Annotated in this window: 23 protein-coding genes; 9 read left to right on the top strand and 14 right to left on the bottom strand. The window is 73.7% G+C overall.

The window, feature by feature from the left end; all coding sequences use genetic code 11:
• Positions 1 to 6: 6 nt before the first annotated feature.
• Complete coding sequence (locus tag ACFVDM_RS34300) at positions 7 to 1,485, top strand: trifunctional class I SAM-dependent methyltransferase/NUDIX hydrolase/VOC family protein (RefSeq protein WP_383649913.1); 1,479 nt, start codon at positions 7 to 9, stop codon at positions 1,483 to 1,485.
• A gap of 99 nt (positions 1,486 to 1,584) precedes the next feature.
• Here the strand turns inward: ACFVDM_RS34300 and ACFVDM_RS34305 are convergent, their stop codons facing one another.
• Together ACFVDM_RS34305 and ACFVDM_RS34310 are read right to left on the bottom strand one after the other, a co-directional pair.
• A complete protein-coding gene (locus ACFVDM_RS34305) occupies positions 1,585 to 2,106 on the bottom strand; it encodes a DUF402 domain-containing protein (protein WP_383649915.1) in 522 nt (173 codons plus the stop codon).
• The gene (locus ACFVDM_RS34310) at positions 2,087 to 3,007 is read right to left on the bottom strand and encodes a GNAT family N-acetyltransferase (RefSeq protein WP_383649918.1); all 921 of its coding nucleotides are present in this window, start codon (positions 3,005 to 3,007) and stop codon (positions 2,087 to 2,089) included. The genes ACFVDM_RS34305 and ACFVDM_RS34310 overlap by 20 nt, the downstream gene beginning before the upstream one ends.
• 70 nt (positions 3,008 to 3,077) lie before the next feature.
• Between ACFVDM_RS34310 and ACFVDM_RS34315 the strand changes: the two genes are divergently transcribed.
• Positions 3,078 to 3,452, top strand: coding sequence for a GntR family transcriptional regulator (locus ACFVDM_RS34315; RefSeq protein ID WP_383649921.1), 375 nt, complete (start codon positions 3,078 to 3,080; stop codon positions 3,450 to 3,452).
• Here ACFVDM_RS34315 and ACFVDM_RS34320 read toward each other — a convergent pair.
• From ACFVDM_RS34320 to ACFVDM_RS34350, 7 genes are all read right to left on the bottom strand, one after another.
• Complete coding sequence (locus ACFVDM_RS34320) at positions 3,440 to 3,937, bottom strand: S24/S26 family peptidase (RefSeq protein ID WP_383649923.1); 498 nt, start codon at positions 3,935 to 3,937, stop codon at positions 3,440 to 3,442. The two genes, ACFVDM_RS34315 and ACFVDM_RS34320, sit on opposite strands and share 13 nt — an antisense overlap.
• Positions 3,934 to 4,605 carry an ABC transporter ATP-binding protein gene (locus ACFVDM_RS34325; RefSeq protein ID WP_383649926.1) on the bottom strand — a complete coding sequence of 224 codons (672 nt, stop codon included), beginning with the start codon at positions 4,603 to 4,605 and terminating at the stop codon, positions 3,934 to 3,936. The genes ACFVDM_RS34320 and ACFVDM_RS34325 overlap by 4 nt, the downstream gene beginning before the upstream one ends.
• Entirely contained in the window at positions 4,602 to 6,470 is a 1,869-nt protein-coding gene (locus ACFVDM_RS34330; protein WP_383649928.1) for an ABC transporter ATP-binding protein, read from the bottom strand. Before ACFVDM_RS34330 ends, ACFVDM_RS34325 begins: the two co-directional genes overlap by 4 nt.
• Entirely contained in the window at positions 6,467 to 7,006 is a 540-nt protein-coding gene (locus tag ACFVDM_RS34335) for a peroxiredoxin family protein (RefSeq protein WP_383649931.1), read from the bottom strand. The genes ACFVDM_RS34330 and ACFVDM_RS34335 overlap by 4 nt, the downstream gene beginning before the upstream one ends.
• A 13-nt stretch (positions 7,007 to 7,019) precedes the next feature.
• Positions 7,020 to 7,604, bottom strand: coding sequence for a MauE/DoxX family redox-associated membrane protein (locus ACFVDM_RS34340; protein ID WP_383649934.1), 585 nt, complete (start codon positions 7,602 to 7,604; stop codon positions 7,020 to 7,022).
• 5 nt (positions 7,605 to 7,609) lie between these two features.
• Complete coding sequence (locus ACFVDM_RS34345) at positions 7,610 to 10,276, bottom strand: FtsX-like permease family protein (RefSeq protein WP_383649937.1); 2,667 nt, start codon at positions 10,274 to 10,276, stop codon at positions 7,610 to 7,612.
• A 76-nt stretch (positions 10,277 to 10,352) separates the two neighbouring features.
• Entirely contained in the window at positions 10,353 to 10,577 is a 225-nt protein-coding gene (locus ACFVDM_RS34350) for a hypothetical protein (RefSeq protein ID WP_383649940.1), read from the bottom strand.
• A 518-nt stretch (positions 10,578 to 11,095) separates the two neighbouring features.
• Here ACFVDM_RS34350 and ACFVDM_RS34355 point away from each other — a divergent pair.
• The 3 genes from ACFVDM_RS34355 (at position 11,096) to ACFVDM_RS34365 (ending at position 13,081) form a co-directional block, all read left to right on the top strand.
• On the top strand, positions 11,096 to 11,887 hold the full coding sequence (locus ACFVDM_RS34355; RefSeq protein WP_383650142.1) for an SGNH/GDSL hydrolase family protein: 792 nt from the start codon (positions 11,096 to 11,098) through the stop codon (positions 11,885 to 11,887).
• A gap of 175 nt (positions 11,888 to 12,062) precedes the next feature.
• Positions 12,063 to 12,326 (top strand): hypothetical protein, encoded by a 264-nt coding sequence (locus tag ACFVDM_RS34360; protein ID WP_383649943.1) that lies wholly within the window; start codon positions 12,063 to 12,065, stop codon positions 12,324 to 12,326.
• A 146-nt stretch (positions 12,327 to 12,472) separates the two neighbouring features.
• On the top strand, positions 12,473 to 13,081 hold the full coding sequence (locus tag ACFVDM_RS34365) for a TetR/AcrR family transcriptional regulator (RefSeq protein WP_383649946.1): 609 nt from the start codon (positions 12,473 to 12,475) through the stop codon (positions 13,079 to 13,081).
• A gap of 40 nt (positions 13,082 to 13,121) precedes the next feature.
• Here ACFVDM_RS34365 and ACFVDM_RS34370 read toward each other — a convergent pair whose 3' ends face one another.
• Both ACFVDM_RS34370 and ACFVDM_RS34375 read right to left on the bottom strand, forming a co-directional pair.
• Positions 13,122 to 13,952, bottom strand: a complete 831-nt coding sequence (locus ACFVDM_RS34370; protein WP_383649949.1) for an ABC transporter permease — start codon at positions 13,950 to 13,952, stop codon at positions 13,122 to 13,124.
• Complete coding sequence (locus ACFVDM_RS34375; protein ID WP_383649951.1) at positions 13,949 to 14,911, bottom strand: ATP-binding cassette domain-containing protein; 963 nt, start codon at positions 14,909 to 14,911, stop codon at positions 13,949 to 13,951. The genes ACFVDM_RS34370 and ACFVDM_RS34375 overlap by 4 nt, the downstream gene beginning before the upstream one ends.
• Positions 14,912 to 14,975: 64 nt before the next feature.
• Here ACFVDM_RS34375 and ACFVDM_RS34380 point away from each other — a divergent pair, with 64 nt between their 5' ends.
• Positions 14,976 to 15,686: a TetR/AcrR family transcriptional regulator gene (locus ACFVDM_RS34380; protein WP_383649955.1), complete on the top strand. Its 711-nt coding sequence runs from the start codon at positions 14,976 to 14,978 to the stop codon at positions 15,684 to 15,686.
• A gap of 60 nt (positions 15,687 to 15,746) precedes the next feature.
• Here the strand turns inward: ACFVDM_RS34380 and ACFVDM_RS34385 are convergent, their stop codons facing one another.
• The 3 genes from ACFVDM_RS34385 to hmgA form a co-directional block, all read right to left on the bottom strand.
• Positions 15,747 to 17,009, bottom strand: coding sequence for a type ISP restriction/modification enzyme (locus tag ACFVDM_RS34385; protein WP_383649958.1), 1,263 nt, complete (start codon positions 17,007 to 17,009; stop codon positions 15,747 to 15,749).
• Positions 17,010 to 17,066: 57 nt separating this feature from the next.
• A complete protein-coding gene (locus ACFVDM_RS34390; RefSeq protein ID WP_383649961.1) occupies positions 17,067 to 17,852 on the bottom strand; it encodes a GntR family transcriptional regulator in 786 nt (261 codons plus the stop codon).
• 67 nt (positions 17,853 to 17,919) lie between these two features.
• Positions 17,920 to 19,239, bottom strand: a complete 1,320-nt coding sequence (hmgA, locus tag ACFVDM_RS34395) for a homogentisate 1,2-dioxygenase (RefSeq protein ID WP_383650144.1) — start codon at positions 19,237 to 19,239, stop codon at positions 17,920 to 17,922.
• A gap of 129 nt (positions 19,240 to 19,368) precedes the next feature.
• On the opposite strand from hmgA, the gene ACFVDM_RS34400 reads away from it, so the two are divergent.
• From ACFVDM_RS34400 to ACFVDM_RS34410, 3 genes are read left to right on the top strand one after another with little or no spacing between them, the layout of a single operon-like run.
• Positions 19,369 to 21,648 (top strand): right-handed parallel beta-helix repeat-containing protein, encoded by a 2,280-nt coding sequence (locus ACFVDM_RS34400; RefSeq protein WP_383649966.1) that lies wholly within the window; start codon positions 19,369 to 19,371, stop codon positions 21,646 to 21,648.
• The gene (locus tag ACFVDM_RS34405) at positions 21,645 to 22,475 is read left to right on the top strand and encodes a hypothetical protein (protein WP_383649970.1); all 831 of its coding nucleotides are present in this window, start codon (positions 21,645 to 21,647) and stop codon (positions 22,473 to 22,475) included. The genes ACFVDM_RS34400 and ACFVDM_RS34405 overlap by 4 nt, the downstream gene beginning before the upstream one ends.
• Positions 22,472 to 23,779, top strand: coding sequence for a hypothetical protein (locus tag ACFVDM_RS34410; protein WP_383649974.1), 1,308 nt, complete (start codon positions 22,472 to 22,474; stop codon positions 23,777 to 23,779). Before ACFVDM_RS34405 ends, ACFVDM_RS34410 begins: the two co-directional genes overlap by 4 nt.
• Positions 23,780 to 23,790: the final 11 nt, after the last annotated feature.

Consider the following 23,790-nt stretch of genomic DNA (forward strand, 5'->3'; position numbering starts at 1 on the left):
CGTTCCATGACGACGATCGACTGGGACTCGGCCGCCGGCTCCTTCGACGAGGAACCGGACCACGGACTGCTCGACCCCGTGGTGCGGCACGCCTGGGCGCAGCGGCTGGAGACCTGGCTGCCGCGCGGGCGGTGCGATGTGCTGGACCTGGGCTGCGGCACCGGAAGCCTCTCGCTGCTCGTGGCGGGCCAGGGCCACCGGGTCACCGCCGTCGACCGGTCGCCGCGCATGGTCGAGCAGGCCCGCGCCAAGCTGCGGGGCACCGGCACCGAGGTGCTCACCGGGGACGCCGTGGCACCACCGGTCGGCGCACAGCGCTTCGACGTGGTCCTCGCCCGCCATGTCGTCTGGCTGCTCCCCGACCCCGAGGCCGTGCTGCGGCACTGGTTCGGACTGCTGAAACCCGGCGGCCGGCTGGTCCTGGTGGAAGGCGTGTGGAACGGGGTCGGGCTCTCCGCCGCCCGGCTCACCGCCCTGCTCTCGCCCCTCACCGAACGGATCCACCACGAACCGCTCTCCGGCGACCGCGACCTGTGGGGCAAGGAGGTCCACGACGAGCGCTACGCCCTGGTCGCCCGCGCCGAACCGCCCCGCCGGCACACCGAGGTCGTCGACGTCCATCTGATCCTGCGCCGGGGCCCCGACGTCCTGCTCGCCCGCCGCTCCGGCACGGGATACGCGGACGGCCTGCTGCACGCCCCGTCGGGGCACGTGGAGGACGGCGAGGACGTCCGCGAGGCGATGCTCCGCGAGACGGCCGAGGAGATCGGTGTCGCGCTCGAACCGGAGGAACTGCGTGCGGCGTTGGTCATGCAGCACCGGGGGCCCGGCGGGAACCCCCGTACCGGCTGGTTCTTCGAGGCGGCGTACGATCCGGACCGCCCGCCCGTCAACCGGGAGCCCGACAAGTGCTCCGAGCTGGGCTGGTTCCCGCTGGACGCCCTTCCGGACGACATGGTCGCCTACTGCCGGGCCGGTCTCGACGGATACCGGGCGGGGGAGCGCTTCCTGATCCACTGGCACGAGGACGGCGACCCCGTCGCGTACGCGCCCTCCGCCGCCCGCCGGGCCGTCCCGCTGCCGCCGGGCGGGGCGCGCACCGGACGGCTCCACCACATCGAGCTGTGGGTGCCCGATCTGGCGGCGGCCGCTCCCGGCTGGGGCTGGCTCCTGGGCGAGCTGGGCCATGTCCCGTACCAGCGCTGGGAGCACGGGCGCAGCTGGCGGCGGGGCGACAGCTATGTGGTGATCGAGCAGTCGCCCGATCTGGCCCCCGGGGCGCACGAGCGGCGCCGCCCCGGCCTCAACCACCTGGCTTTCCACGTCGAGGACCGGGCCGCCCTCGACGCGCTGGTGGCCCGCGCCCCCGGCCACGGCTGGCGGCTGCTCTTCGCGGACCGCCATCCCCACGCGGGCGGGGACGAGCACGTGGCCGCGTATCTGGAGGACGCGGCGGGATACGAGGTGGAGCTGGTGGTGGGCTGAGCCCCGACCGTCCCGGACCGGGGCGGAACCCAGGTGTCGACTCCGCCCCGGTCCCGCCCCTTCGAGACGGCCGGGACCGGGCCGGTGCCCAGGACGCGGTCAGGCCAGCAGGCCGGCGAACCCCCGGTCCGTGCGCGCCAGCCGTTCCAGTTCGTCCAGGGCCGCCACCGCGGCCCGCGCCGCCCGGGGATCGCGCGCCGCCAGCCCGCTCTCCTCGAACTCGTCCTCGTCCAGCCGCAGTACGGCGGACCGGTCCGCCGACACCCACAGATCCAGGTCCAGGTCCTCGACCAGCAGCTCCCCGTCCCGCAGCACGGCCGGGCGGGTCACGTCGCAGTACCAGCCCTTGAGCTCGCCCGCACCGGACCGGACCTCCTTCACCGCGAACCAGGCGTCGCGCCAGTAGTGCTCGGTGAAGACGTCGCCCGGTTCGAACCGTACGAAGCCGAAGTCACGGACCCCCGGCGCGGCCCAGGGCGCCCGGACCGTTACCCGGACCCCGTCGTCGGACACCAGGGCGGCGGGGTACCGGATCTTGGTCCGTCCCGCCTTGACCAGGACGACGGTCAGGGCGGTGCCGTCCGCCCCCGTGGCCGGGGCGTCAGCCGAGGGCGCGGACATGACGCACCTCCGTGGCGCAGTGGGCGTAGCCGAACCAGCGGTTGACCGCCAGCATCGGCGCGTTGTCGGCGTCGTTGCCCGTGTAGGCGTCGGTGTAGCCGGCGGCGCGCGCCCGGTGCAGCGAGTCGTTCTTCGCGAGCTTGGCGAAACCGCGGCCGCGGTGCGCCCGCCGGGTGCCCGTCATCCCCGACCAGTAGCGGTCCACCCCGTCGGTCTCCGCCACGCTGAACGCCGCCACCTGCCCGCCGGCCAGCACGACCGAGGTCAGCGCGTGGTCGAGGCAGGGGCTGTTCCAGGTCTCGGCGAGCCACTCCTCGTAGTCCGCGAGACGGGTCGGGATGTCGCCGGGCTCGTCCTCCGTGGTCTCGGCGTCCGCCTCGAACAGCGGGCGCGGATCGTCGGCGAAGTCGGCGGCGGTGCGCAGCTCCACCCCGGCCGGAGGCTCCTGACGCGGCGGCAGCGTGCCGCCCGCCAGATCGAGATGCAGGAAGTGCGCGGAGCGGCTCGGCGCGTACCCGTGCTTCTCGGCGAACGCCCGGTTGCCCGGGGTGTCCAGCACCCAGCTGTAGACCGTGGTCGCACCGGCCAGGGCCAGATGCTCCTCGGCCGTGCGCAGCAGCAGCGAACCGGCTCCGTGCCCGGTCCGCTCCGGATGGGTGTACGGATTGAAGAACGCCTGTCCGGGCTCGGGGCTGTCGTGCGCCAGGCCGACCTGCGCCGTCGCGATCAGCTCGCCGTCCTCCTCCGCGACCAGCAGCCGGTAGTGCTTGCCGGGGGCGGCGCTCTCCAGATCGAAGACGACCTGTTCCGGGGTGGTGACCATGAACGGGAGCGCCGCGCGCCGCACCCGTACCCAGTCCTCGGCGTCGGAGGGGCGGAAGTCGCGCACGATGACAGTCATGCGCCGGACGCTACCCACCGGTCCGGCCCGCCCGCCTCCGAATTTCCGGCGGTGGGGCAGAATCGGGGCCGTGACTCCCAAGATCTCCGTGGACCCGGACGCGGACGCCGCCCCGTACGAGCAACTGCGCACCCAGATCTCCGAACTGGCCCGCTCCGGTGCGCTGCCGGTCGGCCACCGGCTCCCGACCGTACGCGGCTTCGCCGAGGAGCTGGGCCTGGCGGCGAACACCGTCGCCAAGGCCTACCGGGCGCTGGAGGCGGACGGGGTGATCGAGACCCGTGGCCGCAACGGGACCTTCGTCGCCGCCGCCGGGGACGCCGCCGAACGCCACGCGGGCGCCGCGGCCCGCACCTACGCCGAGGACGCCCACCGGCTGGGCCTGTCCCGGGAACGCGCCCTGGAACTGGCCCGGGACGCGATCCGGGCCGTCTACCCGGACTGACGGCCCGCCGGCTCCCCGGGACCCGCCGCCGGGCCCCGGACGGCCGCCGGCGGCTGCCCCAGGGTGCGCACCACCGAGCCGAGGACCTGGTCCATCGGGCAGGGCCCGTGACTCCGGGAGTCCTCGCTGTGCGGGCTGTCCCCGACCACCGCCAGGCAGCCGGCCGGCACCGGCGCGCCGCCGAAGGGCTCGCCCGCCAGGGCGACCGCGCGCTTGATGTACCACTCGGTCGCCGCCAGGTCCCGGCCGACCGGCGCCTTGCCCCGCCACGCCGTGCCCGGTTCGGGGCAGGCGACCACGACGATGCCGTCCCGGCGCACGCCGCGCGTCCCGCGCCGTATCAGCACCCGGGTGCCCGGCCGCAGCGTCGGCATCATGCTGTGGCCGCGCACGGTCACGGCGACGTAGGTGTACCGCACCCACCAGGCGGCCAGTCCGGCCGCGAGCAGACAGCCGGCCATCCCGCCCAGGACCGCCGCGGTCACGAGACCCGGCCGTCCCGCACCCGGACCACCCGGTCGCAGCGCTCCACCACATGGGCGTCGTGCGTGGCCAGCACCACCGTGACGCCCGTCCGCTCCCGCAGCCCGGCCAGCAGGTCCAGCACGTCCTCCCCGGACCGCGAGTCCAGATTGCCCGTCGGCTCGTCCGCGAGGATCAGCCGGGGACCGCCGATCAGCGCGCGGGCGACGGCCACCCGCTGCTGCTGGCCGCCCGACAGCTTCGAGGGCAGCGCCTGCTCCCGGCCCTCCAGCCCCACCGAGGCCAGCAGTTCACGGGCGCGGGCCCGCCGGTCGAAGTCCACCCGGTGGGGCAGCACCGGAGCGATGACGTTGTCCAGCGCGGTCAGCGCGGGCAGCAGATGGAAGCGCTGGAACACGAACCCCACCCGGCGCCGGTACGCCGCCAGTTCCGCCCGGCTCATCGAGGTGACGCGCTCCCCGTCCACGTCGATCGTCCCCGAGTCGGGCCGGTCGAGCGCGCCCAGCAGATACAGCAGCGTCGACTTGCCCGAACCCGAGGGCCCGGTGAGTGCGACGAACTCGCCCCGGCCGATCTCCAGATCCACCCCGTCACAGGCACGGACCGGGCTGCTCGTGCCGGCCCCGTACGTCTTGTGCAGGTCGTTCACCCCGATCATCGCGGTGCTCACACCTCCACCTCCCTGTCCTGCGCGTACCCGGACGCCTGGAGGGTGAAGAGTCTCGCGTACTCGCCCTTCAGGTCCATCAGTTCGTCGTGGCTGCCGCACTCCCGCATCCGGCCGTCCTCCAGGACCACGATGCGGTCGGCCCGGCGCACGGTGCCCAGCCGGTGCGAGATCAGCAGACTCGTCGTGCCCTCGCGGTAGGAGCGCAGCCGCTCGTGCAGCCGCTGCTCGGCCGCCGCGTCGAGTCCGGCGCTCGGTTCGTCCAGGACGAGCAGGTCGCGGCCCTCCCGGAGCATCGCCCGCGCCAGTGCCAGGCGCTGCCACTGACCGCCCGAGAGCGTGACGCCCACCGCGTCCGGGTCCTCGTCGTCGGCGTCCGGGAAGATCCGGGACAGCATCGTGTCGTAGCCGCGCGGCAGCCGGGAGACGAAATCGTGCGCGTCCGCCCGGCGGGCGGCCCCGGCGATCCGCTCCGGATCGTCGAGACGGCGCAGATCGCCCATCGCGATGTTGTCCCGCGCCGACAGGTCGTACGCCACCCGGTCCTGGAACACCGCGCTGATCCGCTCCCTGAGCAGGGCCGGGTCCATGGTGCGGATGTCCGTGCCGTCCCAGCGGACCGTGCCGCGCGTCGGGTCGTACAGCCGGCACAACAGCTTGACCAGCGTGCTCTTGCCCGCGCCGTTGAGCCCCACCAGCGCGACCGACTCGCCGCGTTCGAGGGTCAGGCTCACCCCGCGCAGCACCCACGGCCCGTCGTCCCCGTACCGGAACCAGACGTCGTCCAGTTCGATGCGGTCGCGCAGCGGGGGTACGGGCAGCGGGTCGGCCGGGACCGGAAGGTCGGTGGGCAGCCGCCGTATGTCGACATAGTGACGGAAGGTCAGCAGGGCCTGGTAGCCGCTGGTGACATGGAGGATCGAGGAGTTCAGCACCCCCTGCACCCCGGCGGAGGCGCCGAGGAACGCCGAGACGTCACCGGCCCCGAACCGCCCGGACCGCGCCCCGTGGATCATCCAGGCGAGCCCGCACACGGCGATGACCGCGCCCAGCGCGGTGGTCGGCGTCTGGAAGGCGAGGACCCGGCGGTCGAGCCGCTCCTCCGCCGCGTTGATGTCCCGGGTCTCCTCGTTCATCCGGCGGAGGAGGAAGCCCCCGGCACCGAACAGCCGGACCTCCTTCACGGCGGCCAGGTCCAGCATCATGCTCTGGTAGAAGAGCTGGCGGCGGTTGCGGGGGCTGATCGTCCACATCATCCGGGCCTGCCGGCGGCTGAGCGACACCTGGACGAACAGCGCCGGCACCGCCGCCGCCACGGTGAACACCGTCAGCCAGGGCGAGATCGCGGACAGCACCACGGCGAGCCCCGTCACGGCCGTGGCCTGCTGCACCAGCCCGAACAGCGCGGTGGTGATCTGGTCGGGCGCCCCGGTCGCCGAGTCCTGCGCCAGCCGCAGCCGGTCCAGGAACTCCGGGTCCTCGAAGCGGGACAGCCCGACGAACCCCTCCACCTTCCCGTACAGCTCCTTCTGCGCCCGGTAGGCGATCCCGCGGCGCAGCCGGGACTTGGTGTAGTCCGAGGCGTACGGAAGGACCGCCAGCAGGGTGCCGCACAGACCGATCCCCGCCACGAGCGTCATCGGCGAGACACCGCCCGGCGTGCGGCCGTCACCCACGAAGTCGAAGAGCCATTTCGTGAGCAGGGTGATCCCGGCGGGCAGCAGCCCCTGCACCACGGTCAGCAGGACCTGGCAGACGAAGGCGGCCGGCCCCGCCCGCCAGGTCAGGGCCAGCGCCGCGCCCGCTCCGGTGAGCAGTCCGCGCGGACCGCCCAGCCGGTGGACGGCGGACTCCTGGCCCGCGCTCACGCCGGGAGGCCTTCCAGCACCGGGTTGGTGCCCGCCTGGGCGTAGGTGACCGTGCCGTCGGGGTCCGTCAGCACGGTGGTCGGCGTCGCCTCGATCGAGTACAGCGTGGAGAGCGGTCCCGCGGTCTCCTCGACGACCACGGTCGCGATCCCCGCCAGCGGCTCGGCCATGCGGTGTGCGTCGTCCGCGTCCCCGGCGATCACCACGATCATCTGGCCGGCGTCCATGCCGGTGCGCCGGGCGAACTCGGGGAGGTCGGCCACCGCCATGGTGCAGGCCGAGCAGTCCGTGGAGAGGAAGGTCAGCGCCCCCTGACGGCCCTTCAGGGACGCCGCGGTGACCGTCCCGCCCGCCACCGTGTCGGCCGTGAAGTCCGGAAGCGGAGCACCGGTCTCGGGGCCGGAGTCGATCGTGCCGAAGGGCTGTTGCCGCTCGGACTCCTGGCGGCGCAGCCGCCGGACGACCGCGAGGGTCAGCAGCAGGTTGAGTACGGTGACGGCTCCCACGAGCACGAGCGCGGCGGTCAGATAGATCATGCCCATTCCTCTTTCATGAGATCTTCAGCAGATCGACGATGTCGTCGTAGAAGGCGGTCACGGCGGTGACGACCACCGCGGCCGTCGCGCAGACGACGAGCGCCGGGACGGCGGCCGAGAGCACCCCGGCCGCCCCGGGACCCCAGCAGCCCAGACAGGCCAGGGCCAGCAGGAAGCCGTTGCGCACCACATGGCGCCGGCCGAGCCGGGCCGTGGGCCGGCCGAAACAGGCGCAGCGCACCTCGGTGCGCGCCACCGTCGCCAGGACCGCGAGGGCGGTGAAGCCCGCGGTGAGGACGGCGGCGGCGGCGAGGCCGGGACCGGCGGTCTGCCGGGGCCCCAGCAGCGCGAGACCGGTGGCGGCCTCGGCGGTGACCAGCAGCAGCGCGGCGGGCCGGGTGAACCGCCGCGCGAAGCCGCGTCCGGACGTTCCCGGGCCGGGCGGGGCCTTCCGGACACGGCCGAGGGCCCGGCCCGCCCGGGTCAGCAGGGGCCGCACCATCTCCAGGGTGTCCGGGAACGCCCGCACCTTGGCGAGTGCGGAGACCAGGAAGATCCCCGCGAGCGCCCAGCGCACCGTCAGTACCGCGTAGTCCACGGCGTTCACTCCTCCGCCAGCAGCCGGGCGGTGGGGTGCCGCCGCTGGATCAGTACGGGGACGAGGGCCGCGGCGGCGGAGAGCAGGGTGCCCGCGGCGACCACGGCGCAGGCCGCGGGCACGAGGTCCGTCCAGCCGCCGGGGGAGAGCCGGAGCGCCGCCGCCCCGCCGAGCAGCGCCCCGCCGAGCGAACCCAGCAGCCCGATGAGCGCACCCTCCAGCAGCACCAGCCGGGTGACGACCGCGTCGCCCCAGCCGACCGCCCGCAGCAGGGCGAACTCGGCGGCCCGCTCCTGGACGCCCAGATACATCACGTCGCCCACGGCCACGACGGACAGCACCGCCATCGTCACCACCGCGGCCACATCGGTGGCACGGACCTGTACGGAGACGGTCTCGCCGAGCAGCGAACCGGCGAGTGTCCCCTTGAAGGCGTAGGCCGCCGCCAGCAGGACCAGCGCCGCCGCCGACGCCGTCGCCACGGCGGCGGCGCCCAGCAGGCTCCGCCCCCTGGCCCGGACCGCGCCCGCGAGGGCCAGCCCGGTCACCCCGGCGAACATCCGGGCCCGGCCCCCGGTGGAGAGCGCCGGGCGCAGCGCGGTGGCGGGCGGGACCCGGGAGGCCAGCCAGGCCGGGACCCCGCCCGCGGCGGCCGCGACGGCCAGCGCCACGGGCACGGCGGCCAGCAGATGTCCGGCCGGGGCGTCCACCCCGAGGGCGCGCGAGGCCCCCCAGGCCACGCCCGCCCCGAGGATCCCGGCCACCGTGCCGAGCAGCAGCACCTCGCCCAGGACCAGGCCGAAGAGATGACGCCGCCGCCATCCCACCGCGGCGAGCAGGCCCAGTTCGGCCCGGCGGGCCCGGACGGAGGAGGCCGCCGCGTTCCCGACGAAGAGCACACAGACCACCAGTACCAGCGCGAGCAGGACCAGGGACTTCGTGTCGGAGGCCCGGATGATCCGCTCGGCCACGTTCTTCCTGCTCCACCACTCGGTGAGCGCCAGCGCGGGCCGGCCGTTCGTCCCGGCGGGCAGGTCGACGGTGAGCCGGGCCGGGGACGAGCCGAGCGTGATGTCCACGCGCAGTCCGGGGATCCGGCCGACGGACTCGGCGGCCTGCCGCACGCGTTCCCGGGAGACCGCGTCCGCGCCGGTCACCCCGGCCACCTTGACCCGGATCGCCGAGACCGGCGCGGCGGCCTGTTCCGACGTCAGATAGCCGTGGTCGCCGAGCCAGCGCGCCGCCGCCGTCGAGGTCAGCAGCAGCGGCGGCTGTTGGATGTACGAGGTGGGGGACGAGGCGGGGCGCAGCGCCCGGCCGCCGAGCAGCTTCCTGGACCGGGCGTCGGCGCCGGTGAGCGCCGGCTGCCCGTAGGTGCCGAGCGGCAGCCGGCTCCCGGCGTCGAACTCCGGCAGCCGTTCCGGATCGAACGTCCCGACCACCTCCGGCAGCGCCGAGGGGCGTTCGAACTGTTCGCCCTGCGGCACCAGCGAGCGGAACCAGACGTCCTGCCCGTCCAGCGGCAGCAGGGTGGCCGCCTTGTCGGGACGGGGCACGGTCCGGGGCCGTACGGTGCCGTCCGGACCGGAGTCGTAGGAGACGGGCCCGGTGGCCAGGAGCGAGCCGAGACCGACGGCGAGCTGCTCGCCGGACCGCTGCTCGGGCTGCCGGGACGCGGCGTCGAACCGCTTGTCCAGCAGGGGGCGACCGGCGCCCTCGCGGGTGAGGGTGACCTCCACCGTCAGGTCGCCGGCGGCGCGGGAGGACCGCAGGACGGGCAGCACCGCCCCGGGCACCTCGTCCGCGCCGGCGGGCACGGTCCGGGGCGCGGCGGAGGTCAGATAGCGGCCCTCGGTCACCGCCCCGGCCAGCCCGAAGAGCCTGGACTCGGCCTCCGGGTCGATGCCCGCGACAAGGGAGGTGACCGGGAAGGCGAAGACGACCCGGGTGCGGGGGCCGGAGCCGCCGGGCGAGGCCTGCTCGCCCCGTGCGGTCACTCCTGACCAGGACAGACAGGTCACGGCGGCGCTGAGTCCGGTGGACTGCTCCTCGGCGCGGAGCCCTCCCTTGCACACCTCGCGTCGCTTCCCGGAGGGCAGCACCTCGAAGTAGCGGTCCGTCAGGTACTGGGCCTTGCCGTCGGCCTCCTGCCGCGACACCGGTGTGCCGGGCACGGTCTCCAGCGGGTACGGGGTGATGAACACGGTGTGCGGCCGCTGCGGGAGCGCGGACAGACCGCCGTCGTAGTGCCAGGTCCGGCCGAGCTCGAAGACACCGCGGGTGCCCCGGGGCACCAGACCGGCCAGGTCGACGGAGACCGCGCCCGGTTCGGTGGCGTAGCCCAGCACCTCCAGCGGGGCGGCGACCTCGACGCCCGGCACCCGGCGCACGGCGGCGAGCTGGTCGAGCGTGATGCCGCCGTAGACGTCGGAGAGCGAGTTGGGACGGATGAGGCCCTGCGCGTTCTCCAGGTCCTGGGCCGCGCCGGGCGGGCGGATCAGCAGGTCGTACGCGCCCCGGCTCTTGGCCACGGTGCCGGTGACGGTGAGCCGGGCGGACCGCGTGGTGGCGGACAGCACGGCGAACGAGGAGACGGCCACCAGGATCCCGACGAGGAGCGCCAGCGAGCGCGCCCAGTGGCTCAGCAGGCGGTGCCGGATCAGCCGGAGCACAGGCCCTCCTCGTCGGGATCCATGGGGACGGGGCGCGGCGGATCAGCGGTCGGCCGCGCCGGTCAGCCGGCGTACGTCAGCAGGAGATGCCGCAGTACTTCCAGGCGCCGCAGTACGGGGCGGTGCAGGAGCTGCCGTTGGCCATGTAGCAGCACCGCGCGAACTGCCGGATGCCCTGCTCGCACTTGTACTGCTTGTACGAGGAACAGCCGGTGCCGCAGGTGACGCAGGCGGCCTGCGCCTCGGCTTCGGGCGCCAGCTTGCTGAGCAGGGTGTCGCCGAGTGCCGTAAGGAACTTCACGGGATTCGCCTCTTCTCATCGGTGCGCCTCGGTCGGAGAACTGCGGCCCGGCACGGTGGTTCGGGCCGCGGCGGTTCCGCGTCGGGCCCAGGGGCGCGCACGGGTCGCCGCGATGCGCCGGGAGCCGCAGGAGATGACTCCTGTCCGCGGGGCATTGGCATAGACCAATGGAGTAGACCATCCGTCCGGAGGGGCTGCAACCCCTGGTATCCCATGTGACGCAGGCCACGTCGTGAGGGTGCTGCGCCATAAGTGGCGCGTGGGGCCTAAGTGTTGACGCATCGTCGCCCGCGTTCCGGTTCCATGCCGGGTGAGTTCGGGTGGCGCGGTGCGCGGATTCCGCCGTCGTGCGGTCGGATCCGGATATGACGCGATCTCAGAAGGGCGTCGACAGAACATCATTCGATGGACTTGGCATGGACACTACCGAAGTGGGCTTCGCTGCTGCTACCACTGGGTAGGCAGAGATCCTGCTGGTCGGTCCAAGGGAGGTTCCCCCCGTGAAATTGTCCAGACTCGTGGCCTTCTCGTCCTCACTGTTCCTCGGTGCCGTCATCGCGCTCACCGGGGCCGCCACCGCCAACGCGGCGGCCACCGTGCAGGGAGTCGACTACGTCGCCCTGGGCGACTCCTACTCCTCGGGGGTCGGCTCCGGCAGCTACACCAGCGAGAGCGGCAGCTGCAAGCGCAGCACCAAGGCCTACCCCCAGCTCTGGGCGAACGCCCACGCGCCGTCCTCCTTCGCGTTCACCGCCTGCTCCGGGGCGATCACCAGCGATGTGACCGCCAAACAGCTCGGCCCGCTCACCTCCTCGACCGACCTCGTCTCGATCTCCATCGGCGGCAACGACGCGGGCTTCGCCGACGTCATGACGACCTGTGTCCTCCAGTCGGAGTCCACCTGTCTCAACCGGATCGCCACCGCCCGCGGTTTCGTGGACTCCACGCTGCCCGGCCGGCTGAACACGGTGTACTCGGCGATCCGCGCCAAGGCCCCGAACGCGCACGTCGTCGTCCTCGGCTACCCCCGCTTCTACAAGATCGGCGGCAGCTGCGTCGTCGGTCTGAGTGACAAGGTGCGCTCCGCGATCAACGGCGCCGCCGACTACCTCAACGCCGCCACCGCCAAGCGCGCCGCCGACCACGGCTTCTCCTTCGGCGATGTGACCTCGGCGTTCACCGGGCACGAGATCTGCTCCGGGGACGCCTGGCTGCACAGCCTCAACTGGCTCAACATCGGTGAGTCCTACCACCCCTTCGCCTCCGGCCAGTCCGGCGGCTACCTGCCCGTGCTGAACGCGCTGGACTGATCCGGCGGGGGCCGGCGGACCGCCCTCCTCCGTCCGTCGCCGGGCGGCTGCGCGGACGGTCCGTCAACCTCCGTATCCGGGTACGCAATCCTTCGCCCGGGATACACGGGTGTCGGCGCGGGACGATAGGGTTAACCTGCCCGGACCGGGTGCCCTCGTACGGGTGGGGAGTGACATGGAACAGATAACGATGCGGAGCAGGCCACGGGTGCCTGCGATCACATGCGGGAGCGGTGCGACCAGTTCGCGCCTGGACCGTCATCTCGCGGTGCTGGGCGGCCCCGTCGTCCCGCAGCGCGAGTCCGCGGAGGCGACCTTGCTCATGCGTGAGCTGACCTCGCGCGACGCCGCGCACAGCCGTCGGAGCAGGAGCGCGCGCGTCTCGCTCTTCGCGCCGCTGCGGCGACTGCGCCGCTCGCTCTTCGGCAGCCGCCGCTGACCCGACGCCACCGGTCCCGGCATCGCGCCGCTGTCCGCTCTTCCGTCATCCCCGGAGCGGGCAGTGGCGCGCAGCCATGTCCGGGTGCGCTCGATGAACAGGGGTACTGAAATAATTCGGTGCCGAAGTACTTCTACACTGTGCGCATGTCCGAGAAGCGAGCCGCGCGCCTGAGCCCCGACGAACGAAGGGCGCAGCTGGTGGCGATTGGCGTGGACATGCTTGCGGAATGCTCGCTGGACGAGCTGTCCACGGACGAGGTGGCGCGCCGCGCCGGCATATCGCGCGGGCTGCTCTTCCACTACTTCGACTCCAAGCGGGACTTCTACCGCGCCGTCGTGCGGCGCGAGTGCGACGACTTCGCCGCCGCCACGGAGCCCGATCCCGCGCTCGAACCGGTCGCCTGGCTGCGCGCCTTCATCGCCGGTTTCGCCGCGTACGTCACGGAGCACCGCCGGGTCTACCTCACCCTGGTACGGGGCGCCGCCGGCAGCCGCCCGGCCGTCGAGGACATCGTGGAGTCCACCCGTACGGTGCTGGCCCGGCGGGTGGAGGAGGGGCAGCGGCGGCTCGGTATGCCGGACTCGCCGCGACTGCCCGTCGCCAGCCGGGCCTGGCTGGCCTTCGCCGAGGAGGCCGTCACCACCTGGCCGTCCGGTGGACCGGCCGGTCTCGGGGAACTGGGCGCCTTCCTGGAGTCCGGCTTCGTCTCCCTGCTCGGCGCCCTGGACCGCCCCGTCGCGCTGCGGGGCTGAGCCCCGGCGGACGGCTGCCGCCGGGGCCGTACGGGGCGTGCTACGCGTCGCCGCGCGCGTGCCGGCGCACCGCGAGGGGCACCGCGACCGCGAGCAGGACGGCCGACCAGAGCAGCGTCCCCGCCACCGGGTGCGCGACCGGCCAGGCGGCTCCGGCGGCCGGTGCCGCGTCGCCGCACAGCTCGCGGACGGCCGCGGCGACCGCGCTGATCGGGTTCCACTCCGCGAGGGCGCGCAGCCAGTCCGGCAGGTTCCCGGTCGGGATGTAGGCGTTGGAGAGCAGCGGCAGGACGAACGTGGCGCTGCCCACCTGTCCGGCGGCCTCCTCGTTCCGGATCAGCAGACCCAGCCAGCAGCCGACCCAGGAGGCGGCGAACCGGAAGAGCATCAGCAGCCCGAACGCGCCCAGCGCGGCGGCGGGCCCGCCCTCGATCCGCCAGCCGACCGCCAGTCCCACCAGGGCCAGCGGCACCGTGCCGGCGGCGGTCGTCAGCAGATCGGCCGCGGTCTGCCCGAAGGGCACGGCGGCGCGGCTCATCGGCAGGGTCCGGAACCGGTCCATCACGCCCCGGTGGCAGTCCTGGGCGGACTGGAACATCCCGGTCATGAGGCCGTTCGCGGCGGTCGCCGCCAGCAGTCCGGGGACCAGGAAGGCGCGGTACTCCCGCCCCGGGACGGCCAGGGCGCTGCCGAAGACGTACCCGAAGAACAGCAGCATCGTGATCGGCATCGTCTGGGTCAGGATCAGGAGGCCCGGGGCCGCCTTGATCCGCTGCAGATGGCGGCCGAGCACGGCCAGGCCGTCCGCGACCGGGGTGTGTGCGGCGGCCCGTGCGGGCCGCCCGGCCGCGAGGGGGGCGCCGACGCTCATGCCGCCGCCTCCTCGCCCGGGACGGCGCGGCCGGTCAGCCGCAGGAACACCTCGTCCAGGGTGGGTGGCCGCAGACTCGCGTCGACGACCGCCGCCCCCGCCGCGTCGAGCGCGCGGACGATGCGGGGGAGGGTGAGCGTGGGGTCCGTGGCGACCGCGCCCACCGTGCGGCGCTCGGGGTCGAGCGCGGGCGCGGCGCCCGTCAGCCGGTCCAGTACGGCCGCGGCCGGGGCCAGCGCCCCGGGGTGGGCGACGACGACCTCGGCGTATCTGCCGATCCCGGCCTTCAGTTCGGCGGGGGTGCCGCGGTGGGCGGCCCGGCCGCGGTCGACGAGCACGATGTCGTCCGCGAGCTGATCGGCCTCCTCCAGATACTGTGTGGTGAGCAGCACGGTGGTGCCGCGGCCCGCCAGTTCCCGCACCGCCGACCAGATCTGGTTGCGGCTGTGCGGATCGAGTCCGGTGGTCGGCTCGTCCAGGAACAGGACCGGCGGCCGGGCCAGCAGGCAGGCCGCCAGGTCCAGCCGGCGGCGCATCCCGCCCGAGTAGGTGCGGGCCGGGCGGTCGGCCGCCCCGGCCAGCTCGAAGCGTTCGAGCAGTGCGTCGGCGCGGGCGCGGGCCGCCGCGCCCCGGTAGGCGAGCAGCCGGGTGAACAGCCGCAGGTTCTGCCGGCCGGTCAGCTCGCCGTCGACGGAGGCGCTCTGCCCCGTGACGCCGATGGCCGCCCGCACGGCTGCCGCCTCCCGCACCACGTCGTGCCCGGCCACCCGGGCGCTGCCGCCGTCGGGGGCGGTCAGCGTGGTGAGGACGCGGACGGCGGTGGTCTTGCCGGCGCCGTTGGGCCCCAGCACTCCGCAGACGGTGCCCTCGGCGACGGCCAGATCGAGGCCGCGCAGCGCGTGGACGGTGCCGTAGCGCTTCCGCAGACCTTCACTAAGTACAGCGTACGTAGTTGTCATGCCGGACACGGTAGCGCACTACGTACGGTGTACGTAACTACCATGGTGGTCGAGGTGATGATCAATGGTGGGGCGACCCGCTGGACCCGAAGTGATCTGGGCGCGCCCCGAGCGTGCGGGGCGCGGCCCCAAGCCCGCGTACAGCCGTGCGGACATCGCGGCGGCCGCCGTGCGCATCGCGGACGCGGAGGGCTTCGACGCGGTGTCGATGCGCAAGGTGGCCGCCGAGCTGGGCTGCGGCACCATGTCGCTCTACAACTACGTCCCCCGCAAGGAGGACCTGCACGAGCTGATGCTCGACGCGGTCAGCGCCTGCTACGTCTATCCGGAGCCGTCCGGCGACTGGCGCGCCGATCTCCTGGCCCTCGCCCACCAGGCGCGGGGCATGATGCGCCGCCACACCTGGGTGCCCCGGCTGATGTCCCCGGTGTACGGGTTCAGCCCGAACAACCTGGCGTATCTGGAGTACGCGCTGAGCTGTCTGGACGGGGTCGACGCACCGTTCGGCGAGAAGATGGAACTCATCGCCATGGTCAACGGCGTGGTCACCACCTACACCGCCAACGAGATCGCCACGGCCGAGCGCAGCCGGTCGCTCCCCTGGTCCGAGGAGGAGGAACAGGCGGCCCGCACCGGCTATCTGATCAGCCAGATCATGACCGGGAAGTATCCGCGGATGGCGGCGGGCTTCGCCGAGGACCCCGGGCCGATCGATCTGGACGCCGTCTTCGACCGGGCACTCGCCCGGGTGCTGGACTCCTTCGGCCGCCCGTAGGGCGTGTAAGGACTTCCCCGTTGTCCGCAAGGCCTCCGGGCGGGCCCGCCGTCCCTCCCGTCACAGCAGCGCGAACTGCCCGTCCGGGCCCTCCTCGCGGTGGTCGAGGACCGACGCGGGCCGCCGGGCGGCCGCCGGCACCGGCAGGACGCCCGCCGCGCGCAACTCCCGCACCCCGATCTCCGGCCCCTCGGCCAGCGCCTCCTGCCGGGGGCGCAGTTCGGCGAGCAGCGCGAGCAGCGTGATCAGCTCCAGCAGCTCCGAGGTCCACTCCTGCGGCCAGCTCCTCGGGCGCAGGGCGGCCAGCCCGGTCGCCGCCTCCGGTGCCGCGCGGCGGCCGAACCACAGCTCCAGCATCCGCACCCCGCCCACTCGGAACTCCCAGGCCCCGGCGGGCACCGGGGCGATCCGTCCGGTGCCCACGGAGAGGGTCTGCTCCTCGGCGTCGTACACGAGACCGTCCGGGACCGGCGGCAGCGCCGCCCGGACGTAGGGACGCCGGCCGCCCGGAAGCCGGGGCCGCTCCCCGCCGCGCGCCCCGCGCAACTGGAGCCGGCGCAGCTCACGTCCCAGCTCCACCCCCGCCCACCAGCGCTCCGTGTCCTTCGGCAGCGGTACGGCGCAGCCGCCCGGCGAGGGGTGGGCGGCCGCGAGGATCCAGGCCTGGACGGACTCGGCGGTGACCGCGTCCCCGTGGTGGCCGCGCATCACGGCGAGCAGGCCCGGGGCGAGATTGGGTTCGGTGCCGCCGGGGCGGCGGTACAGCGGGCGGATCCGGCCGGGACGACCCGCCGGTGAGTGTCCGTCGGGCAGCAGGGCGGTCACGGAGACCGCGGGGCCGGTGTCCTGGGGAACCCGGCCGTGCTCGACGAGGAACAGCTGATGGCCGTCGGCGACCCGCCACAGCTCGGGCCGCGCCTCGTCGATCAGCCGGTGGTCGGGGAGCAGCCACTGCTCGTCGAACGGGCCGTGCAGGATGCGGACCGGATCGGGGCAGGGCCCCGGCTCACGGGCGAACGGGCCGGTCCCGGCGGACCGGCCGGGCAGTGCGGCCACCGGCATCCGCGGCGTCCGCGCGCGGGTGGGGGCGAACAACTCCTCGCGCTCGGACTCCGGCGCGGTCACCAGCCGCTCCCAGCGGGCCCGGAGCGACGCCGCGTCCGGGGCGGTCACCCAGGACCGCCCGGTCCGCAGCGGGCGTACGGACCAGGGCATCAGATCGTCGAGCAGCGGGGCGTGCGGGACCCGGCCGGGGCCGGCCGCTGCCGGAACTGCCACCGTGTCGCCTCCCCGTCGCCCCGAGCGTGCCGCCTTCCCCGGCATCGTAACGGCGCGGCCGGGGCCCGCGGCAGGGCGCCCGTGGACCGCCTCGGCCAGGGGTCAGTGGGCGTCGACCGTCACGGAGAAGGAGAAGCGGTCGCCCCGGTAGCGGATCTGCGCCACGTCGACCACCCGGCCGCCCTCGTCGTACGTCACGCCCGTGTAGTACAGGATCGGGCTGAGCAGCGGGACCCGGAGCAGCTCGGCGGTGACGGGGTCGGCGAGCCGGGCCTCGACCGTGTCGGTGATCCGGGCGATGGGCACGCCGACGCGGTCGCGCAGCACCTTCGTCATCGGCCAGCGGTCGAGATCGGCGGGATCGAGCCGGGCCGCGGTCCCGGGCGGAAGCCAGTTCTGCGCCCAGTTGGTGGGCTCCCCGGTCTCCTCGTCGCACCGCAGCCGGCGGTAGCCGACGACCTCCGGGCAGCCGGGGAAGTACTCCGCCAGCTCGCCCGGCACGGGGGAGGGGCCGTGGTCGAGCAGGGTGGTGCGCTCGCCCGACTGCTGGGCCACGATCGCGTCGATCGAGCCCAGCAGCCGGACCGGCGAGACCCGCCGGGCGCGCGGCTCGATGAAGGTGCCGCGCCGCCGGTGACGGCTGATCAGCCCCTCCTCCTCCAGCTCCTTGAGCGCCTGGCGCATGGTCAGGACGCTGACCCCGTAGTGCGCGGCCAGTTGTTCCTCGGTGGGCAGCCGCAGCGTGGCGTCCGCGGTGCGGCCGAGTATCGAGGCGCGCAGCGACTGCGAGACCTGGTACCAGAGCGGCAGCTTGCGGTTCAGCACCAGCGAATCGGGGGCGAACGCGGCCCCCTGGGGCGCGGGGGGTGTGAGAGGGGGCTGCGTCACCTGGGTCACCTGCGATTCGTCGTCGTGCCGGACGGGCCCGGAGCGGTCCGGGCGCCGCCCGCGCCGGTCAGGGGCGGAAGTTGCGGCTCAGACCCTGCCACACGTCGTCGTACCCCTGCTGAAGATGGCCGGCCGTCGCCGCGCGTTCCGTCGTGACGATCGGCCAGCGGGTCTCGAACATGAAGGCCAGGCCGTCGTCGATCTTCTGCGGCTTCAGCTCGGCCGCGCTCGCCCTCTCGAAGGTCTCCCGGTCCGGGCCGTGCGCCGACATCATGGAGTGCAGCGAGCCGCCGCCGGGGACGAAGCCGCCGCTCTTCGCGTCGTACGCGCCCTCGATCAGGCCCATGTACTCGCTCATGACGTTGCGGTGGAAGTACGGCGGGCGGAAGGTGTCCTCGCCCACCAGCCAGCGCGGCGCGAACACCACGAAGTCGACGCCGGCCAGCCCCGGGGTGTCCGAGGGGGAGGTCAGCACCGTGAAGATCGACGGGTCCGGGTGGTCGTAGCTGATCGACCCGATGACATTGAAGCGGCGCAGGTCGTAGACGTACGGGGTGTGGTTGCCGTGCCAGGCGACGACGTCCAGCGGCGAGTGGTCGTACGTCGCCGACCAGAGGTTGCCGCAGTACTTGTTGATCACCTCGACCGGACGCTCCACGTCCTCGTACGCGGCGACCGGGGCGCGGAAGTCGCGGGCGTTGGCCAGGCCGTTGGCGCCGATCGGGCCGAGGTCGGGCAGGACGAAGGGGCTGCCGTAGTTCTCGCAGACATAGCCGCGGGCGGTGGCGTCCAGCAGTTCGACACGGAAGCGGACCCCGCGCGGGATCAGCGCGACCTCGCCCGGAGCGGCGCTCAGCAGGCCCAGTTCGGTGCGGATCAGCAGACCGCCCTGTTCGGGGACGATCAGCAGCTCGCCGTCGCTGTCGCCGAAGACCCGGTCGGTCATCGACGTGTCGGCCGCGTACAGATGCACGGCCATGCCGGAGCGCTGGGCGGCGTCGCCGTTGCCCCCGAGCGTCCACAGACCGGAGACGAAGTCCGTGCCGGGCGCGGGCTGCGGGAGCGGGTCCCAGCGCAGCCGGTTGGGGTCGGGGACGGTCTCGGTGAAGGGGGCGGTGCGCAGCGCGCCGTTGTCGGTCCGGGTGTACGGCGGGTGGGCCGCCGAGGGGCGGATCCGGTAGAGCCAGGAGCGGCGGTTGCGGGCCCGGGGCTCGGTGAACGCCGATCCGCTCAGCTGCTCCGCGTAGAGCCCGAGGGGGGCGCGCTGCGGGGCGTTGCGGCCGTGCGGCAGCGCCCCCGGGACCGCCTCCGAGCTGTGCTCGTTGCCGAAGCCGGAGGAGTAGGCGAGCCCTTCCGCCGCTTTCCTGGCCTGCTCGTTGCCGCCCATGTGCGCTCCCGTGTCCGAGGAATCCATCAATCCTATGGTCAACCGTAGGAATGGATTCTCCGCGCGTCAATGTCATTCGTGGTGCGCAGGGGGGTCTCAAAACATGAACATTGCTCTACTCTCCCGCACATGTCGTGGACACGAAGACTTCTGGTGGTCCTGGCGGCGCTCGCCGCCGCCCTCCTCGCGGCCCCGGCCGCCCAGGCGCACGAGGAACGGCCGGTCACCCTGCCCGACGGGACCGGCAGCGTCCCCGTGTACCGCACCGGCGAGCCCGATCTCCTCGTCTGCAAGACCGACCGGGCCGACTTCGAACGCCGGATCTCCGGCTTCCCCGCCGAGCTGCGCACCCGGAACCTGACGCTCTTCGAGCGGTGCGTGACCTCCGGCTACCGCCACCTCCAGCAGGCCGTCGACGCCGTCGACCGGCCCGGCATGAACATCGCGGTGCTGCCCGGCCTCTACGAGGAGGAGCCCTCGCTGCCGGAGCCCACCGGCGAGTGCTCCCGGCTGAAGGCCCCCAACTCGCAGCTCGGCTACCAGATCCTGAGCTACGCCCAGCAGGCGAAGTGCCCGCACAACCAGAACCTGGTGGCGATCCTCGGCAAGAAGGACCTCCAGATAGAGGGCACCGGCGCCGCGCGCACCGATGTCGTCATCGACGCCAAGTACCGCAAGCTCAACGCGATCCGCTCGGACAAGTCCGACGGCGTCTACTTCAAGAACTTCACCGCCCAGCGCACCACGTTCAACTCGCTGTACGTGCTGGCCCAGGACGGCTTCGTCATCGACGACGTGCTGACCCGCTGGAACGACGAGTACGGCTTCCTCACCTTCGCCAGCGACCACGGCCTCTACAAGAACTGCGAGTCGTACGGCAACGGCGACTCCGGCATCTACCCGGGCAGCGCGTCGAACATCAACGACGGCTACGGCTACGACGTCCCGCGCTACTCGATCGAGATCACCGGCTGCCGCAGCCACCACAGCATGGTCGGCTACTCCGGCACCGCCGGCGACTCGGTCTACGTCCACGACAACGAGTTCGACCACAACATGGGCGGCGCCTCGATGGACAGCGCCTTCCCCGGCCACCCGGGCCTGCCGCAGAACCACGCCCGCTTCGAGCGCAACCTCATCCACGACAACAACGCGGACTACTACCCGTACGTCGCCGACGGCACCTGCGCCAAGCCGCCCGTCGAACGCGGTTACGAGGACGGCGTCGTCTGTCCGCAGATCTCCATGCCGCCCGGCACCGGCATCATCACCGCGGGCGGCAACTGGAACCTCTACGAGAACAACTGGATCTACGGCCAGAAGCGCGCCGCCTTCTTCCTGAGTGCCGTCCCCGCCTTCATCCGCGGCGAGAACGCCCTCGGCAAGCAGACCGACACCTCGCACCACAACCGCTACGCGAACAACCACCTGGGCACGGACAAGCAGGGCCGCTCCCGCCCCAACGGCTCGGACGTGTGGTGGGACGGCCAGGGCGACGGCAACTGCTGGCAGTCCGGCACCGGCGACTCCACCCCGCGCTCGCTGCCCGTCTGCGGCGGCTCCCGCGGCTCCGTCAGCGGCTCCACCGACCGGCTGGTGGGCGAGCCCGTCAAACTGGCCCAGCTGCTGGTCTGCGCCGACTACAACGTGCAGGCGCGACGGCTGCCGGCCGGCTGCGACTGGTACGGGGCGCGCGGCATCGAACGCATCGAGGTGCAGGCGGCCCTGGGCATCGCCGTGGTGCTGGTGCTCGTCGGCGGGGTGCTGTGGTGGCGCCGGATGCGCACGAGCCGGCTCGCCACCGCCGCGAGCCTCCTGGGCCTCGTCGGCCTCGGACTGGACGTGGCCGGATCGACCATGGGGCTCGCCGCCACCTATGTGCCCGCCCTCGCCCTGCTGCTGACCGGACTCTGGTGGACCGGCATCGGCCTGGTGCTCCGCCGCGACCGGCCCCGGCTGGGCTGGACCACCGTGGTGCTGGGAGGCCTCACACTACTGGACGCCCTGGACAAGGGCGTGTTCATGATCCCGTGGATCCCGCTCAGCCCGGCCTGGGTGCGCGGACTCCTCGGACTCGTCTGGGTCGTCTGGGCCGTGATCGCCGCCGCCCGCCACGGGGAGCAGGGCACCCGGGAGAGGGCCGGGGACGGAGGCGGGAACGGTGACGCCGACGGGAACGATGGTGACGGCGACCGGGGAGAGGCGGACGGTGCTCTCGTGCCGGCCGCGACGGCCCCGGCCCCGGAGGGTTCGGCGGCCGGGAAGCCGGTGGCCGAGAAACCCGTCGCCGACGGACCGGTGGCCGACGGACCGGTTGTCGGCGGATCGGCTCCCGACGGACCGGTGGCCGACGAACCGGTTGCCGGCGGATCGGCCCCCGACGGATCCTCCGAAGGGACCCCCTCGTGAACCGCCGCCGCCCGGCCCGCGCCGCCCTCGCCCTGGTCGCCGCCGCCGTCCTCGCCCTCGGCGCGGGGGCGTGCGGTGGCCGGGCCACCACCCACCACAAGCCCGGCACCAGCCACGCGGAGGACACCGGCAGCAACGGCCGGCTGCTGACCGCCGAGGACGGCGACGGCCACCGGCTGCGCCGGGTCGACGCCGACGGCGCGCCCGAGGTGAACGTCACCGTACGGCCCGACTCGGAGGACGGCTGGAACGTCCGTCTGACGGTGCGCAACTTCCGCTTCACCCCCGACAGCGTCGGCGGCGCCGCACTCGCCGGACGCGGCCACGCCCGGCTCTTCCTCGACGGCCACCCGCTCGCCCGGGTCTACGGCGTCTGGTACCACCTCCCGAAGTCGCTCATCCGTGCCGCGGGCGGAGGCACCCGGCTCACCGCCGGGCTGTACGCCGACGACCACACCGCCTGGGCCGTCGGCTCCACCCCGGTCCGGGCCTCCACCACCCTCGCCGAGGCCGCCCCGGGCACGGACGCCTCCTCCGGAGCACCCGACGACTCCGCCCCCGACGACACGGTCACCGTCGACGTCGCCGTGCGCGACGGCAAGGTCAGCCCCGCCCCCGGCCGCACCGAGGTCGGGAAGGGCCGCACCGTGCGCCTGCGCGTCCGCAGCGACCGGGACGACACCCTGCACGTCCACGGCTACGACAAGGAGGCGCGCCTGCCCGCGGGGCGGACCGTCACGGTCACCTTCACCGCCGACCGCACCGGACTCTTCGAGGTCGAGACCCATGAGTCCGATCTGCTGCTGACCCAGCTCGTCGTCCGGTGACGGGCACCCCCGCGCCCGATGCCGTGAGCGTCCTCGCCCACGGCATCGGCGCCCAGCACGATCTGCCGCTCTCGCCCTTCTACGCCTTCGCCGGCGCCTTCACCGCACTCTTCGTCTCCTTCCTCGCCCTCGGGCTCCTCTGGTCCGACTCCCGCTTCCGCGGCGACCGGGCCGGCCGGCCGCTGCCCGACCCCGTCCGGCGCGCCGCCGACGCCCCCGCCACCCGGACCGCCCTGCGCGCCCTCGGTCTGGCGGCGGCCCTCGCCGTCCTGCTCTGTCTGCTGCTCGGCCCCGACGACCCGGACCGCAATCCGGCTCCCGGCGCCGTCTACGTACTCCTCTGGGTCGGGCTCGTCCCCGCCTCCCTGCTGTGCGGACCCGTCTGGGCCCTGCTCAACCCGCTGCGCACCCTGCACCTCGCCCTCTGCCGCGCCCTCGGGCGCGACCCCGCGGCCGGCCCGCCGCCGCCCCCGTGGCTGGGCATGTGGCCCGCGGCGGCCGGGCTGTTCGCCTTCACCTGGCTCGAACTCGTCGCCCCCGATCCCGCGTCCGCGACCGCGCTGCTCACCTTCCTCGCCGCGTACACCGTTCTCCACCTCGCCGGTGCCGTCCGGTACGGCGCCCGCTGGTTCGACCACGCCGACGCCTTCGAGGTCTACTCCCGCCTCCTCGGCCGGCTCTCCCCCCTCGGCCGCCGGGCCGACCGGAGCCTCGTCGTCCGCTCCCCGTTCAACGGACTCGACGCCACCCCCCGTCTCCCCGGACTCGTCGCCACCGTCTGCGTCATGCTCGGCTCCACCGCCTACGACGGATTCTCCGACGCCCCCTCCTGGATCACCACCGTCCAGACCTCGGCACTCGGCCGGACCACCACCGCCACCCTCGGCCTCCTCGCCGCCGTCGTCCTCGTCGCCGCGCTCTACACCCTGTGCGCCGGGGCCACCCGGCTGATCTCCGGCCGCTTCGACCACCCCCTCACGGCCTTCGCGCACTCCTTGGTCCCGATCTCCCTCGGCTATCTGGTCGCCCACTACTTCACACTCTTCGTCACCGAATCCCCACGCACCGTCATGATGGCACTCGGCACCGACAACCCCGCCCCGCCCGAACCGCTCCTCGGGCCGGGCGGCATCGCCACCCTCCAGGTCCTCGCGATCGTCACCGGCCACGTCCTCGGTGTCGTCGCCGCCCACGACCGGTCCGTGCGGCTCTTCCCGCCCGGACGCGCCGTCGCGGGCCAACTCCCGCTCCTGGTCCTGATGGTGGCGTACACCTGCGGCGGCCTCGCCCTGCTCATCGCCTGAGGTCGCGCACC

This window comes from Streptomyces sp. NPDC057682 (assembly GCF_042799575.1).
GTDB lineage: Bacteria > Actinomycetota > Actinomycetes > Streptomycetales > Streptomycetaceae > Streptomyces.

Bases quoted from the DNA above. Each gene is read 5' to 3' on its own strand.
- ACFVDM_RS34400 (WP_383649966.1), top strand. From the start codon at position 19,369: ATGTCGTGGACACGAAGACTTCTGGTGGTCCTGGCGGCGCTCGCCGCC.
- ACFVDM_RS34360 (WP_383649943.1), top strand. From the start codon at position 12,063: ATGGAACAGATAACGATGCGGAGCAGGCCACGGGTGCCTGCGATCACA.
- ACFVDM_RS34380 (WP_383649955.1), top strand. From the start codon at position 14,976: ATGGTGGGGCGACCCGCTGGACCCGAAGTGATCTGGGCGCGCCCCGAG.
- hmgA (WP_383650144.1), bottom strand. From the start codon at position 19,239: ATGGGCGGCAACGAGCAGGCCAGGAAAGCGGCGGAAGGGCTCGCCTAC.
- ACFVDM_RS34310 (WP_383649918.1), bottom strand. From the start codon at position 3,007: ATGACTGTCATCGTGCGCGACTTCCGCCCCTCCGACGCCGAGGACTGG.
- ACFVDM_RS34375 (WP_383649951.1), bottom strand. From the start codon at position 14,911: ATGACAACTACGTACGCTGTACTTAGTGAAGGTCTGCGGAAGCGCTAC.
- ACFVDM_RS34305 (WP_383649915.1), bottom strand. From the start codon at position 2,106: ATGTCCGCGCCCTCGGCTGACGCCCCGGCCACGGGGGCGGACGGCACC.
- ACFVDM_RS34370 (WP_383649949.1), bottom strand. From the start codon at position 13,952: ATGAGCGTCGGCGCCCCCCTCGCGGCCGGGCGGCCCGCACGGGCCGCC.
- ACFVDM_RS34365 (WP_383649946.1), top strand. From the start codon at position 12,473: ATGTCCGAGAAGCGAGCCGCGCGCCTGAGCCCCGACGAACGAAGGGCG.
- ACFVDM_RS34385 (WP_383649958.1), bottom strand. From the start codon at position 17,009: ATGCCGGGGAAGGCGGCACGCTCGGGGCGACGGGGAGGCGACACGGTG.
- ACFVDM_RS34300 (WP_383649913.1), top strand. From the start codon at position 7: ATGACGACGATCGACTGGGACTCGGCCGCCGGCTCCTTCGACGAGGAA.
- ACFVDM_RS34335 (WP_383649931.1), bottom strand. From the start codon at position 7,006: ATGATCTATCTGACCGCCGCGCTCGTGCTCGTGGGAGCCGTCACCGTA.